Raw genomic sequence first — 13385 nt, 5'->3', positions numbered from 1 at the left:
CAGCGTGGATGGGTTGAAATGAAACCGCGAAAGTAGTCCAATCAATCCAAACGGGCTGACAACGATTTATCAAACGGAAATGAAAAACCGCTCCTACTTCAACTGATTCTGCAACCGTTTGGCCAGCGTGTGGCTCTTGAACGAACTGCTGAGCTTATCGTACATCGCGCGGGCTTCGGCTTTGGGAAACTGGTTCCAGTACCAGTTCAGCAAATACAGGCTCAGTTGCGAATCAGGGTTGGCCTTGATCTGCTCGGCCACTTTCTGGTTTTGTTCGGCCTTCAGCCGCTTTTCTTCCCGCGCCACCCGGTTTGCAATGGCCGTATCACCGGTCGAACGCTGGCGGTCGTTGTACAAATCCATCAGCACTTCGCGGTAGGGGCGGTCTACTTCATTCTGAAATTTCAGCCAGCGGTCGGTCAGTGGTGAGCCTTTTACCTCTGCTTCGCGAAACGCGTCGCGGGTGCCTTCGAGGGTCAGGTCGCCGTCCCAGATAAATTGCACCTGCCCCGGCAAACCGGCCGCCACAACGTTGTAGAAATCAATTTCAGGAATGGTGCGGCTGAACGTAAACTTGCCATCGACCGCCCGGGTCGAATCCACGATCAACGGCTTGCTGTTGGCATTATCGGTTTTTTTGAGGTAAACCATAACCGTACCCAGTCCGTTGACATTGCCCTGCAGCCTGACGTTTTTCTGGGCCTGAACCGACGTAAAAAATCCAAGACTGAGGAGAAGGACGAGACAATAAATACTTTTTTTCATGACACGATGGTGAGGCTCTTTTAAGATTTGCCGTTAAATAAAACGTTTTGATACCCAGCATGTAACCGGGTATATTACAGAGAATAAACAACAAAAATACCCTTTCTGTCTGCGTTTGGTGTCCGTAACCGGCAGTAAACTTATCCTCTGGCCTTTTCAAATCAAAACGGTATCGTCAACCTCTACCTTTCTGCTCCATGGATGCCCTTTCCCCCACCGTCTCGTTGACTTCCGAATCTCCCGGCTACGTCGCCGTTCAGCCCGTTGCCAAAGCCGACCGCATTCAAACCATCGACGTCATTCGTGGTTTTGCGCTGCTCGGCATTCTGATGATGAACATCCCGTACTTTGGCCTGTCGCACACGGCTACCCCCCGGTTTTTCACGGCCCCGGTCGATTCACCGGATTTTAAGACCTTCCTGACGGTTTCGGTGATTTTTGAAGGAACCATGCGGGCCTTGTTTTCGATGTTGTTCGGCGCGGGGATGTTGCTGTTTATGGCCAAAAAAGACACCCAAACCGATGGCTACGGCATGCCGGACTATTACTACCGGCGGTTGTTCTGGCTCATTGTGTTCGGCATGTTCAACGCGTTTGTGCTGCTCTGGCCCGGCGACATCCTGTACACCTACGGCGTTTGCGGTTTGTTTCTGTTTCCGTTTCGCAACATGAAACCCCGGACGTATCTCCTGATCGCGTTTTTCTGCGTGGCGGTTTTGGGCGTAAAAGGATTTTTCAAGGCGATGGAAACCCAGGAGAATCGGGAAGGCTACCTCAAAGCCATTCAACTGGAGAAACAGAAAAAACCGCTGACCGACGAGCTTAAAAAAGCCAAAGAAGGCTGGCTCACCGTGGAAAAAAACGCGAAATACGACCAGAAGAAAGAAGACGAAATTAACAAAACCATGCAGGGCGATTACGGCACGATTTTCAAATCGTATCTGCCGCTGAATACCAAATTTGAGTCGGTTAAATTCTACCAGAATTTCATCTGGGACGCCTGGGCACTGATGTTTCTCGGAATGGCCCTGTTTAAATGGGGCTTCTTTTCCAATCAATTGCCCACCCGAACCTACGTCCTGACCTTGCTGGCCGGTTATGGCATCGGCCTATCGCTGGGCTGGTTGGCCTTTTGGGATGGCGTCGCCTGGTTCACGAACCCCGGCAAAGTGATCGATGCTGATTCGTTTCCGTTCCAGGCTTTCTACCAGATTCGCCGGGCAGCCTCTGCCCTCGGTCATGCGAGTTTGCTGTTGTTGATCTACCGCACGGGCATCGTTCCCTGGCTGATGAAAGGCCTGGCCAACGTCGGACAAATGGCGTTCACCAACTACCTGATGCAGAGCATCATCTGCACCTTGTTTTTCTACGGATACGGTTTTGGCTACTTCGGCAAGCTGTCGTATTATGAACTTTACTTCGTCGTAGCCGCCGTGTGGTTGTTTCAATTCATCTTCTCGGCCCTCTGGCTCCGGTTCTTCCGCTTCGGCCCCTTCGAATGGCTCTGGCGATCGCTGACCTACTGGAAACGGCAACCCATGCAGGGGTAAAGAAGGGAATTTCAAATGAGAAATGATGAATGTTAAATGTAAAAGTGTTTCAAATCCGACCACTTTTACATTTAACATTCATCATTTCTCATTTGAAATTTAAAATTCCTTTTTTCACAATCCGTCTTCTTCCTTCGTCCAAACATCCGCATAATCCTTCGGATGCCGCTTGAACTGGGCGTGTACGTATGGACAAAGCGGGATGACTTTCAGGCGGTTTTCCCGCGCATACGCCACCATCGCATCCAGCATCTGTTTGGCGTATCCCTTTCCTTCGGCTTCCGGCACCACTTCAGTATGATAAACCGTCAGTTTATCGCCGGTGATATTAACTACCATTTCGCCAATTTTAGTCCCCTCTTCGTAGAGGTAAAAAGCGCCGGGACTTTTCTGGTCCAGGTCTAGTTTGATTTCTGCCATCGTATAGTACGGTAAACGAATGCTGCACCGGTCGTTGAAAAAATGGCGGCCGGTTTGCGGAAATATAGGAATAAATCGAATTGCGACCGCTTTTTAGGGCGAAATTCCACCCCGTTTCTCATTATTTGATAACTTACCCGCCGAGCCTACGCAATCACGGTATGAAATCAAAAATGGAACGTTTGACGACGCTTTTCTTTACCGGCTATGCCCTGTTTCTGCTCTTTTCCACGCCGGGACTGGCGCAAACGGGCCGAGGAGATCGCATCAGCGGCTTGAACTTCGCCACCCGAAGTCCGGTTGTGGCCAGCCACGGCATGGTAGCGACGGCTCATCCCCTGGCGTCGCAAATCGGCCTCGACATTCTGAAACAGGGCGGCACCGCCGTCGATGCGGCCATTGCAGCCAACGCAGCCCTGGGTGTGCTGGAACCCAACAACTGCGGCATCGGTGGCGATTTATTCGCCATCGTCTGGTCGGCCAAAGACCGGAAACTGTATGGCCTGAACGCCAGCGGTCGCTCTCCCCGGGGGCTGACATCCGAAAAACTAAAGGCGGTTTTGGGTGATAGCAAGACGATTCCGCTCTATGGCCCCCTGTCGGTTTCGGTGCCGGGAACCGTAGACGGCTGGTTCGAATTGCACCGGCGGTTTGGCAAACTCGGCATGAAAACCCTGCTGGCGCCCGGAATCCGCTACGCCCGCGAAGGCGCTCCCGTTCCATCGGTCATTGCGTATTCATGGCAGGAGGCCGTTCGGCGGCTGGAAGCGAGCCGGTCAACGATTCAGGAGTTCGATAACTTCCGACGAACCTTTCTGATCAATCAGTTACCTCCCCAAGAAGGACAAATCTTCAAAAACGCGGATTTGGCGGCTACCTACGAAAAGATCGCCAACGGCGGTCGGGATGCTTTTTACAAAGGGGCGATTGCATCAGTCATCGATCGGTATGCCCGAAAAACCGGGCTATACCTGCGCAAGGAAGATCTGGCTAGCCACAAAAGTACCTGGGTCGATCCGGTTTCGGTCAACTACCGGGGTTTCGATGTTTTTGAATTACCCCCCAACGGCCAGGGAGTTGCCGTGCTCCAGATGCTGAACATGCTGGAAGCGTATGATTTAAAGAAAATGGGACATAACAGTGCGGAGTATCTGCACGTATTGACGGAAGCCAAAAAGCTGGCTTTCGAAGACCGCGCCCGGTTTTATGCAGATCCGGACTTCGCCAAAATACCGCTATCCTGGTTGTTATCGAAGGACTATGCTGCCCGGCGTCGGAAATTAATCGATCCGAAACAAGCCGCCAAACGCGTCGATTCCGGTGCGCTGCCGCTGAGGGAAGGCGACACGACCTACCTCACCGTGGCCGACGACGAAGGCAATATCGTGTCGTTGATCCAAAGCAACATGCTCGAATTTGGCAGTGGAATGGTGCCTGACGGACTGGGATTTGTTTTTCACAACCGGGGAACGAGTTTCAGCCTGCAAACCGGCCATGCCAACGAATACAAACCGGGCAAACGTCCCTTCAACACCATCATCCCGGCTTTTGTCCTGAAAAACGGAAAACCGTTTCTGAGCTTTGGCGTCATGGGCGGAGCCATGCAACCGCAGGGCCACGTTCAGATTCTGTGTAATCTCCTGGATTTCGGTATGAACGTGCAGGAAGCGGGCGACGCGGCCCGGTTCAGCCACTCCGGCAGCAGCGAACCCATTGGCACCCTCATGCTGGACGGTGGTCATCTGGCGCTGGAAAGCGGTATTTCAAACGAAGTCCGCGAAGAGCTGGAGCGCCGGGGCCACCACCTGATTCCCAAGGACTTCTTCGGTGGCTATCAGGCCATCCTGTCCGATACCACGCAAAAAGTGTATCACGGTGCCTCGGAAATGCGGAAGGATGGGCAAGCGGTGGGGTATTAATTAAGAGTTAAGAGTTAAGAGTTGGCTGACGCATCCATAACTCTTAACTCTTAACTCTTAACTCAAATTCCCAGCTCCTTCAAAATGGCTTCCGTAATCTGGCGACGGGCGGGGACAAACGTAGCGGGAACCGGTTTTGGACTTTCTATATTCGTGGCAAAATAATAGACCTTGTCGCCTTTCTCGACGTAGCCTACAAACCAGCCGATGTTGGGGTTGGCACTGCCTCCGGCCCAGCCCGTTTTGCCGTAAAGTTTCATGCCCGGTTTTTCGTCGATCAGCATGATTTTTTTCAGAACCGCCAGATTTTTGGGTGCAAACGGCACCTTGCCCTCGTGAATCCGGCGCAACAGATCGATTTGTTGCTCCTGTGTAATCGTGGATTTGCCTTCCAGCCAGAACGAATCCAGGTTGTCGGCGTTGATGTCCAGTTTTCCGTAACCAACTTTAGCAACCCACTCGCGCATCCGTTTCAGGCCCACTTTCCGGGCCACTTCCTGGTAACACGGCACACAGGAGACTTTAAAGGCGGTTTCGAGTGTATTATCACGGTTCCAGGTTTCGATGTCCCGTTTGACGCTGTCCCATTTCATGACGGAACGCTCGTCTTTCAGAACACCGGTTTCCAGACCGATCAGCGTGTTAAAAATCTTGAACGTGGACGCGGGCAGAAAGCCCTGCCGGGTGCGTTCAAACTGATACGCCGTGTAATGGTCACGCTGCGGGTCGTAGAGCAGAAAAGACCCTTTCAGTTTCTGTTCGGTAAAAAACCGTTCGAAATCCGGGCGTTCCGTCACGGAAGCGGGGCGGTAGCTCAGCAGAAAAAGAGAAGCGAGGGCAACCAGTATCTTCATAGAAAGGGCAACCGTTACGGTTTGGACGAGATGGACTGAATTTTGGCAAACTTACCCGCTCCACCTTTTTCACCCAGGGCCGGCTCAAAACCGAGTTGAATAATGGACCCTTTCCAGGTGGGCACTTTGGTCATATCGATTTCATACGTCCGGTACTGACCGTCGCCAATAATTGGAAAATCGACAAAGTTCCCGGCCACAAATTCGGGGTCTTTCGGCACCATCCACCGAAGCCGGGCCTGCGTTGCATCCGTTTTGAAAGCCCCTTTGATGTACATCTTCGGCACATCGGCGGCCTGATACATTTCGTTGGGGCCGATCATCAGGAAACTCCCGTTATCGAGCGGCAGATCCAGTTCGTTTTTAATGGGCCAGCCCCGATCGGTTCCCTGATAATACCACCACGATTGCCGGTCGGCCACAAAGCGATAATCCGGCGCCAGTTTGGGGCGGGGTTGCGCGTAGACATACTTCCGGATGTCGTCGAGCGTGCCGACGACCAGCGTATAATCGTACTGATACTGAATGTTGTAGTCGAGGATTTCGTACGCCGAAGGCGTAATGTAAGCCGTCGTGAAGTCGTATTCGCCCCCAATGGGTGAGGTTCCGAAAATACCGCCGATAAAATAGTGGTGGTTCGGTTTATAGACTGCTACCCCCCAATTGGCATCGTTGACCATCGCCATCCAGTTTTCCGGGGAAATCAGCGGCTGTCCGCCAAAAATTTCGTTGACGGTCTGGCTACTCGTTTTGGTGAGCACATCATTGGTAAAAGGGCGCCCACCCGTGTAGGCAACGACATTCCGGAACGGCGCATTCAGAAAGACGGCCGGCAACTCCTGCGGTTTCGCCGAATATTGTTTCGTATCACTTCGGTTGTTGTTCAGCCGGTGACGCACTTTAACGGTATTTTTATCGAGCGTGATCCAGGTTTCAATGGTGCATTCGCCAACCACGTTATCGTTGGGCCAGATCATCGGCACGGTTTTGACGTAAATTTCCCGCCCATCATTCCGCGACTCAAGCACTTTCGAACGGTTGCCAAAAACGTCGCCCGACATAATCGGGTTCCAGCCCAACTCCTGCCATTGCGGATGGGGTTGTTTGCCGCCCGGCGCAAAGGGTGTTGGCCCGGCATAAAACGACGCCTGAATCTGACGACCCGAATCCCAGTTGTTCACCAGGTTCTGCCCGTTGGCCGACGTGGCCAGGTAGGTGATGGCCCCCCCCATGTTCAGATCGACGCTCAGGCGAAGCGACCCGTTATCGATGTAAGAAGGCCGGGCCGGTGGATTGGGCAAACCGGTAATGGGCGAAGTTCCGGGGCCGCTCCCACCCGTATTTCCCCCCGGCGTTCCCGGCGTACCCGGCGTTCCGGGCGTACCACCCTGGTTGGAAGGCGTCCGCCAGACCCGCTCTTCGTATTTGTAACAGCCTGCAAACGTCAGACCAACCACCGCTATCAGGACCCATGCACGTCGACGTACCATCATAGTTGTAAAGGAGACTAACCCGTTAATTTTCCGATCAATAAATATCTATTTCTTTCAGAACGTAAACTTGGGGATAAGTTTACAAAATAATGGCTTTAATGTTTAACTTGGCCGCTATTTAAACCAAAAGCAATTCAATAATGGGCCTGAAAAGCTTGATTCCCAACTCGATAAAAACCGCACTAAAGAATGTCATTCCGGTTTCCGTCATCGATCAACTGGAAATTATCACCGGTGAACGGGATGCACTCACTCCTCCGTCCAGGATGATTTTTATCGGTGACGGCGACTTCAGGAAAGTAGGAAAACTCACGATTGACCGGATGAAAGAAATTGGTTCCCTCAAATCCACCGACCGCGTTCTGGACGTCGGCAGCGGTATTGGCCGGCTGGCCATTCCCCTGACCGAATACTTGAAAACGCCCGGTGGATATGACGGCATCGAGATTGTCAAAGACGGCGTAGACTGGTGTAACAAGGAAGTACACAAACGCTTCCCGAACTTCAACTTTCACCACCTGAACGTCTACAACAAGATGTATAACCCGAACGGAACCATGCAGGGCCACGAGCTGCGGTTTCCGTTTGATTCTGCAACCTTCGATTATGTCATTCTGAACTCGGTGTTCACCCACATGCTCGAACCGGATTTTGAGCGGTATCTGGCCGAAATCTCGCGGACGTTGAAGAAGGGCGCGCGGGGCTACATCACCATGTTTTTACTGAACGAGGAATCCCGCCGGTTGAATGCCGAAGGAAAAAATAAGTACGATCGACACCTGACGCCTTTTACGGACAACACGATGGTGTATTTGCAGGATCTGCCCGAAAGTATGATTGCGTTCGATGAGACCTACGCCCGGAAAGCGTTTGAAAAAGCGGGGTTGACCATTCGCGATATTAAGTTTGGCAACTGGTGTGGTCGACTCAATACCGTTGATTACCAGGATTTGATCTTTGTGACTAAAAAATAGCGTTTTTGTCGTTGCACTGCGGTTTCCGGTTGCAACGACAAAAACATTTAAAAGTTTTTCTTCCTAATTCGTCTCCATCCACTAATTTTGTGGGATTTTTGACCATACCGAAACAGATTGGCTTCGGAAGCAACTAAACGGTTCGCCCTGTGTCTGCGTTCCGGTCGCTGTGCCAACCTGTTTTCGCTTCGGGCCAGTACGTTTCAGGGGGTCAGGAATAGTGATTGTGTGTTAAGGATTGACACACATTTTTCATCGGTTTGCCGTGGCAACGGTCGCCAGATTCATTATTCATTCGTCTCACTGTAATGCCCAAAGACTCCTCCATCCGTTCGATTCTCATTATCGGCTCCGGCCCTATTGTCATCGGTCAGGCCTGCGAATTCGACTATGCCGGTTCACAGGCCGCCCGTTCGCTGCGCGAAGAAGGCATCGAGGTATCGCTGATTAACTCGAATCCGGCCACGATCATGACCGATCCGATCAATGCCGACTACGTCTATCTGAAACCGCTTGAGAAAAAATCCATCGTCGAAATTCTCAAAAAGCATCAGGAAGAAGGTCATCCCATCGATGCGGTTTTACCGACCATGGGTGGCCAAACGGCCCTGAACCTGGCCATTGAATGCGATAAAGCCGGTGTCTGGAAAAAGTACGGCGTCCGCATCATCGGTGTGGATATCAAAGCCATCGAGACCACCGAAGACCGCGAGAAATTCCGGCTGAAAATGATCGAGCTGGGGGTTGGCGTTTGCAAAGGACGCACGGCCCGTTCGTTTCTCGAAGGAAAAGAAATTGCCCAGGAAATCGGTTTTCCGCTCGTTATCCGGCCTTCCTATACCCTCGGCGGAACCGGGGGCGGTTTTGTCGACCTGCCGGAAGACTTCGATCAGGCGCTCAACAACGGACTACACGCGTCGCCGGTGCATGAAGTACTGGTTGAACAAAGCGTGATGGGCTGGAAAGAATATGAGCTGGAACTCCTCCGCGACGGGGCCGGGAATTTCATCATCATCTGCTCCATCGAGAACTTCGACCCAATGGGGATTCACACCGGCGACAGCATCACGGTGGCTCCGGCAATGACCCTGCCCGATACACTCTACCAGCAGATGCGCGATCTGGCCATTAAAATGATGGACGGCATCGGTAAATTCGCCGGTGGCTGTAACGTTCAATTCTCGGTCAATCCGGCCGACGATTCCATCATCGCCATTGAAATCAACCCGCGCGTGAGCCGGTCTTCGGCCCTGGCGTCGAAAGCAACCGGGTATCCGATTGCGAAAATCGCGGCCAAAATGGCGATTGGCTACAACCTGGATGAACTGATCAACCCGATCACCGGCTCGACCTCGGCATTCTTCGAACCCGCCATCGACTACGTGATTGTGAAAGTCCCGCGCTGGAATTTCGACAAATTTCCGGGTGCCGACCGCTCGCTGGGTCTGCAAATGAAATCCGTAGGCGAAGCCATGGGCATTGGCCGCAATTTCCAGGAAGCCTTGCAGAAAGCCTGCCAGTCGCTCGAAATCCGGCGCAACGGCCTGGGTGCCGACGGCCGTGAACTGACCGACCAGGCCGCCCTCACCCATAGTCTGGCGCACCCAAGCTGGAACCGCCTGTTCCACATTTACGACGCCTTCAAAATTGGCATGTCGTTCAAAACCATCCAGAACCTGACCAAAATCGACAAGTGGTTTTTGTACCAGATTGAGGAACTGGTGGAACTGGAAAGAGAAATCGGAAAGTATGATCTGGACGATGTACCGGCCGCTTTGATTCTGAAAGCCAAGCAGAAAGGCTATGCCGACCGCCAGTTGGCGCATTTGCTGGGTGTGAAGGAAAGCAAGATTTACGATTTCCGTCAGGAGCACAACATCCGGCGCGTTTTCAAATGCGTAGACACCTGCGCGGCTGAATTTGAAGCCCGGACGCCCTATTATTATTCGACGTTCAACAGCCCGCAACTGCCCAGTGCCGGTGGTGAGTTTCCCGAAACAGGCGCTCTACCCGTTGGTTTGCTAGCCGGAAATGAGTCGATCACAAGCGATCGCAAGAAAGTCGTCATTCTGGGTTCAGGCCCGAACCGCATCGGGCAAGGCATCGAGTTCGATTACTCGTGCGTACACGGCGTTCTGGCCGCCAAGGAGTGTGGTTATGAGACGATCATGATCAACTGCAATCCCGAAACCGTCTCGACCGACCCCGACATTGCCGACAAGCTGTACTTTGAGCCGGTTTTCTGGGAGCACGTTCATGCCATCATCATGCACGAAAATCCGGTGGGGGTCATTGTGCAGTTGGGCGGACAAACGGCCTTGAAAATGGCCGAAAAACTGACGCGTTACGGCATTAAAATCATTGGTACGGATTACGAATCACTGGATTTGGCGGAAGATCGCGGACGCTTCTCGGCACTGCTGCGGGATTACAACATTCCGTATCCGAAATTCGGAACGGTGCGCGGTTCCGACGAAGCCGTCGAGCTGTCACGCGAACTGGGTTTCCCGCTTCTGGTGCGGCCTAGCTACGTTCTCGGGGGTCAGAGCATGAAGATTGTGCTCAACGAAAAGGAACTCGAACAGCATGTCGTCAAAATTCTGCACGACATTCCTGACAATAACATCCTGCTCGATCATTTCCTCGAAAACGCCATTGAAGCCGAAGCCGACGCCATCTGCGATGGTGAAGACGTCTACATCATCGGGGTGATGGAACACATCGAACCGGCCGGTATTCACTCGGGCGACTCCTACGCCGTGCTGCCGACTTTCGACCTGAGCGACGCCGTCATCCAGCAAATTGAAGCGCACACCCGGACAATTGCCAAAGCGTTGAAAACCGTCGGGCTGATCAACATTCAGTTTGCGGTGAAAGACGAAATGGTGTACATCATCGAAGCCAATCCCCGGGCGTCACGGACGGTGCCTTTCATCTGCAAAGCCTACCAGGAACCGTATGTCAATTACGCGACGAAGGTGATGCTGGGCGAGAAAAAAGTGAAGGATTTTGACTTCAAACCGGTGAAAAAAGGCTATGCGATCAAAATACCGGTCTTCTCGTTCAACAAATTCCCGAATGTGAACAAGGAACTCGGCCCGGAAATGAAATCGACCGGTGAAGGCATTTACTTCATCGACGACCTGGAAGACGAGTTTTTCCAGAAAGTCTACTCCGAGCGGAATTTGTATTTGAGCCGGTAGTCGAATACTAATTGCAAAACAGTTGAGTCAGCCCATAATGGGTTGACTCAACTGTTTTTTTGTTTTTTACGTTATGAAGTCGGATATTTATTAAAAAGAGAATTATGACAGTCCTGACTTTATCTCTTGAAGAAAATGCATTCAATGACTTGCAGGCAAAGTCTAAGCAACTCAATTTATCGTCAGAAAAATTGGTTCAGAAGATTATTGCGGATTACCTATACCTGGAAAGAATCAATAGGATTCGCCAGGAAATGAAAGGTTTTGCCGAAGAAGCAGGATTTCAATCGGAAGAAGATATCTTCAGAGAAATATCTTGATTTGCCATTTGCGAAACAATTTTGCCTGTTTTTGCATCAATCGACTACCGGACTGTCGGTTTCCATTTCTTAATTCATTCTTATTATGGAAACGAGTCCAGCCCTATCCACTTCTACAGTTATTGTATTCGATACAAACGTCTTTATCTCTACCTTTGCCTTTCCCGGTTTCTCTGCCAAAGTCCACGATTTTTGCGCGGTAAATTTTCAACTATTCACTTCCGAATGGATTCTCAACGAGTTAGATGAGAAATTAGGCCTTCCCAAATTCCGCTGTTCTATCGAACGCCGTTCTGCCATTAATGAAATAATACGGATACGACATCAAGTGGTTTTTCCTGACTCCGAGTTACCTACAGTTTGCCGTGATGCCGACGATAACCACATCCTGCAAATAGCTAAATTTGTTAGTGCGGATTTTATTATCACCGGCGATCGTGATCTGCTGGACCTGATTACCTTTGAGAAGACCGAGATTTTGTCGCCACGCGAGTTTTATAATCGATATATTCAACAGTAGAGCAACTGTTTAATCCGCTTTTGCGTTATATCTTTATCTCATAACCCGAACACCCGGTCGTTCAGCATGATTTTTAAATTCTTATTCGTTCTTCTGCTCCTTATCGCCTTTGTACCGCCGGTACGACGGTTTTTCTTTTGGCTGCTGGTCGGCCGCCAACTTGCCAAAGAACAGCGTAAAGCCAATGAGCGTTTCAATCAGGGCGGTCGCGAAGGCGAAACCCGCGTTTATACGACTACGCCCGGTGCCACGGACTCCAAGCTGAAAGGTGGTGAATACGTGGATTACGACGAGGTAAAGTAGCTTTACTGCCCCACTTCCCGTTCCTTCTGGTACTTCACGGCCATTCCCCGCATGGAATATCCATTGACGGTTGCCGAACTGTAGTATTGGTACCGAACGGCAATCAACGCGTCGGCTCCCAGTTTTTTCGCCTGCATCGTTAAGCGCGCCAGCAGCAGTTCTTTCTGCTCGATGTTATTGCCCCGTTTCACCATGCGCCCCTTAATCGGCTCTTGCTGTTGTTGGGTCAGCGGCACTTCTTCCTTGTATTCCAGCCATTCCATTTCTGTAAACGGCCGGTCAGGCTGCTGGTTTTCGTAGAACACATCCACCGGATAATTGGGCGACATCGAAATCGGAATCGCCGGCCGAAAGCACCCCGCCAGACTGACCATCAGGAAAATCCACCCAAAAAAACCGCCCGGTCTAAACTTCAGTATTCGATATTCAGTATTCATAATTCGCTATTCATTAACACCTTTTCCACCACTTCCGGATAATACCGGTGTTCTAAAACCTGCACTTTGCGGGCCACATCCTCCGGCGTATCAAACGGTTCGAGCGCACAGGAAGCCTGAAAAATGATGTTTCCTTCGTCATAATGCTCATTGACGTAATGAATCGTGATGCCCGATTTGAGTTCTCCCGCTTCGACCACCGCTTCGTGTACGAAATGGCCGTACATGCCTTTGCCGCCGAATTTTGGCAACAGGGCCGGGTGAATGTTGATCATCCGTTGAGGAAACGCCTGAACCAGGGTTTCCGGTATAAGCCACATGAAACCCGCCAGCACAATCAGATCAACCTCCTGTTTCTGAAGGAGTTCCACGATACGATTGGTTTCGTAAAACGTCTTCCGGTCGAACACCAAAACCGGAACATGGAGTTTCTGGTCGGGACCGAACCCCCGGCGCGCGCGCTCGATGATCCCGGCTTTCGGGTTGTTGGACAGGATCAACGTGACCTCAATGTCGGGATGATCCGTCAAATACCCGGCAATTTTCTCCGCATTGGTCCCGGAGCCGGAGGCAAAAATGGCAATTCGCTTCATGGATTGATCAAAATGGAACGCAATAACGCTACAA

At 51.5% G+C, this 13385-nt stretch carries 13 protein-coding genes; 7 read left to right on the top strand and 6 right to left on the bottom strand.

Annotated elements, in window-relative coordinates:
• Nucleotides 1-93: 93 nt before the first annotated feature.
• Nucleotides 94-765 (bottom strand): DUF4369 domain-containing protein, encoded by a 672-nt coding sequence (locus tag ACS5NO_RS08995; RefSeq protein WP_439414831.1) that lies wholly within the window; start codon nt 763-765, stop codon nt 94-96.
• A gap of 197 nt (nt 766-962) precedes the next feature.
• Here ACS5NO_RS08995 and ACS5NO_RS08990 point away from each other — a divergent pair, with 197 nt between their 5' ends.
• Nucleotides 963-2315, top strand: a complete 1353-nt coding sequence (locus ACS5NO_RS08990; RefSeq protein WP_439414830.1) for a DUF418 domain-containing protein — start codon at nt 963-965, stop codon at nt 2313-2315.
• Between the two features lie 114 nt (nt 2316-2429).
• Here ACS5NO_RS08990 and ACS5NO_RS08985 read toward each other — a convergent pair whose 3' ends face one another.
• Nucleotides 2430-2735 carry a GNAT family N-acetyltransferase gene (locus ACS5NO_RS08985; protein WP_439414829.1) on the bottom strand — a complete coding sequence of 102 codons (306 nt, stop codon included), beginning with the start codon at nt 2733-2735 and terminating at the stop codon, nt 2430-2432.
• A gap of 173 nt (nt 2736-2908) precedes the next feature.
• Between ACS5NO_RS08985 and ggt the strand changes: the two genes are divergently transcribed.
• On the top strand, nt 2909-4654 hold the full coding sequence (ggt, locus tag ACS5NO_RS08980) for a gamma-glutamyltransferase (protein WP_439414828.1): 1746 nt from the start codon (nt 2909-2911) through the stop codon (nt 4652-4654).
• 62 nt (nt 4655-4716) lie between these two features.
• Here ggt and blaOXA read toward each other — a convergent pair whose 3' ends face one another.
• Complete coding sequence (gene blaOXA, locus ACS5NO_RS08975) at nt 4717-5508, bottom strand: class D beta-lactamase (RefSeq protein WP_439414827.1); 792 nt, start codon at nt 5506-5508, stop codon at nt 4717-4719.
• Nucleotides 5509-5522: 14 nt separating this feature from the next.
• The gene (locus ACS5NO_RS08970; protein ID WP_439414826.1) at nt 5523-7001 is read right to left on the bottom strand and encodes a hypothetical protein; all 1479 of its coding nucleotides are present in this window, start codon (nt 6999-7001) and stop codon (nt 5523-5525) included.
• A 140-nt stretch (nt 7002-7141) separates the two neighbouring features.
• Between ACS5NO_RS08970 and ACS5NO_RS08965 the strand changes: the two genes are divergently transcribed.
• The 5 genes from ACS5NO_RS08965 to ACS5NO_RS08945 all read left to right on the top strand — a co-directional run bounded on the left by ACS5NO_RS08965 (nt 7142) and on the right by ACS5NO_RS08945 (nt 12321).
• On the top strand, nt 7142-7975 hold the full coding sequence (locus ACS5NO_RS08965) for a class I SAM-dependent methyltransferase (RefSeq protein WP_439414825.1): 834 nt from the start codon (nt 7142-7144) through the stop codon (nt 7973-7975).
• Nucleotides 7976-8283: 308 nt separating this feature from the next.
• Nucleotides 8284-11178, top strand: a complete 2895-nt coding sequence (gene carB, locus ACS5NO_RS08960; protein WP_439414824.1) for a carbamoyl-phosphate synthase large subunit — start codon at nt 8284-8286, stop codon at nt 11176-11178.
• Nucleotides 11179-11282: 104 nt separating this feature from the next.
• Nucleotides 11283-11498, top strand: a complete 216-nt coding sequence (locus ACS5NO_RS08955; RefSeq protein ID WP_439414823.1) for a hypothetical protein — start codon at nt 11283-11285, stop codon at nt 11496-11498.
• A gap of 85 nt (nt 11499-11583) precedes the next feature.
• On the top strand, nt 11584-12018 hold the full coding sequence (locus tag ACS5NO_RS08950) for a putative toxin-antitoxin system toxin component, PIN family (protein ID WP_439414822.1): 435 nt from the start codon (nt 11584-11586) through the stop codon (nt 12016-12018).
• 66 nt (nt 12019-12084) lie between these two features.
• Entirely contained in the window at nt 12085-12321 is a 237-nt protein-coding gene (locus ACS5NO_RS08945; protein WP_114405469.1) for a DUF4834 domain-containing protein, read from the top strand.
• 2 nt (nt 12322-12323) lie between these two features.
• On the opposite strand, the gene ACS5NO_RS08940 is transcribed toward ACS5NO_RS08945, so the two are convergent.
• Nucleotides 12324-12758, bottom strand: coding sequence for a hypothetical protein (locus ACS5NO_RS08940; RefSeq protein ID WP_439414821.1), 435 nt, complete (start codon nt 12756-12758; stop codon nt 12324-12326).
• Nucleotides 12755-13351, bottom strand: a complete 597-nt coding sequence (gene purN, locus ACS5NO_RS08935) for a phosphoribosylglycinamide formyltransferase (protein ID WP_439414820.1) — start codon at nt 13349-13351, stop codon at nt 12755-12757. Before purN ends, ACS5NO_RS08940 begins: the two co-directional genes overlap by 4 nt.
• Nucleotides 13352-13385 lie beyond the last annotated feature (34 nt).

Origin of the sequence: Larkinella fluvii (assembly GCF_051857545.1) — a bacterium.
Taxonomy (GTDB): domain Bacteria; phylum Bacteroidota; class Bacteroidia; order Cytophagales; family Spirosomataceae; genus Larkinella.
This window is presented reverse-complemented; position numbering and strand designations above follow the sequence as displayed.

What these genes read in the sequence shown, in the direction of transcription:
- ACS5NO_RS08995 (WP_439414831.1), bottom strand. Translation starts at nt 765, where the DNA reads ATGAAAAAAAGTATTTATTGTCTCGTCCTTCTCCTCAGTCTTGGATTT.
- ACS5NO_RS08990 (WP_439414830.1), top strand. Translation starts at nt 963, where the DNA reads ATGGATGCCCTTTCCCCCACCGTCTCGTTGACTTCCGAATCTCCCGGC.
- ACS5NO_RS08985 (WP_439414829.1), bottom strand. Translation starts at nt 2,735, where the DNA reads ATGGCAGAAATCAAACTAGACCTGGACCAGAAAAGTCCCGGCGCTTTT.
- ggt (WP_439414828.1), top strand. Translation starts at nt 2,909, where the DNA reads ATGGAACGTTTGACGACGCTTTTCTTTACCGGCTATGCCCTGTTTCTG.
- blaOXA (WP_439414827.1), bottom strand. Translation starts at nt 5,508, where the DNA reads ATGAAGATACTGGTTGCCCTCGCTTCTCTTTTTCTGCTGAGCTACCGC.
- ACS5NO_RS08970 (WP_439414826.1), bottom strand. Translation starts at nt 7,001, where the DNA reads ATGATGGTACGTCGACGTGCATGGGTCCTGATAGCGGTGGTTGGTCTG.
- ACS5NO_RS08965 (WP_439414825.1), top strand. Translation starts at nt 7,142, where the DNA reads ATGGGCCTGAAAAGCTTGATTCCCAACTCGATAAAAACCGCACTAAAG.
- carB (WP_439414824.1), top strand. Translation starts at nt 8,284, where the DNA reads ATGCCCAAAGACTCCTCCATCCGTTCGATTCTCATTATCGGCTCCGGC.
- ACS5NO_RS08955 (WP_439414823.1), top strand. Translation starts at nt 11,283, where the DNA reads ATGACAGTCCTGACTTTATCTCTTGAAGAAAATGCATTCAATGACTTG.
- ACS5NO_RS08950 (WP_439414822.1), top strand. Translation starts at nt 11,584, where the DNA reads ATGGAAACGAGTCCAGCCCTATCCACTTCTACAGTTATTGTATTCGAT.
- ACS5NO_RS08945 (WP_114405469.1), top strand. Translation starts at nt 12,085, where the DNA reads ATGATTTTTAAATTCTTATTCGTTCTTCTGCTCCTTATCGCCTTTGTA.
- ACS5NO_RS08940 (WP_439414821.1), bottom strand. Translation starts at nt 12,758, where the DNA reads ATGAATACTGAATATCGAATACTGAAGTTTAGACCGGGCGGTTTTTTT.
- purN (WP_439414820.1), bottom strand. Translation starts at nt 13,351, where the DNA reads ATGAAGCGAATTGCCATTTTTGCCTCCGGCTCCGGGACCAATGCGGAG.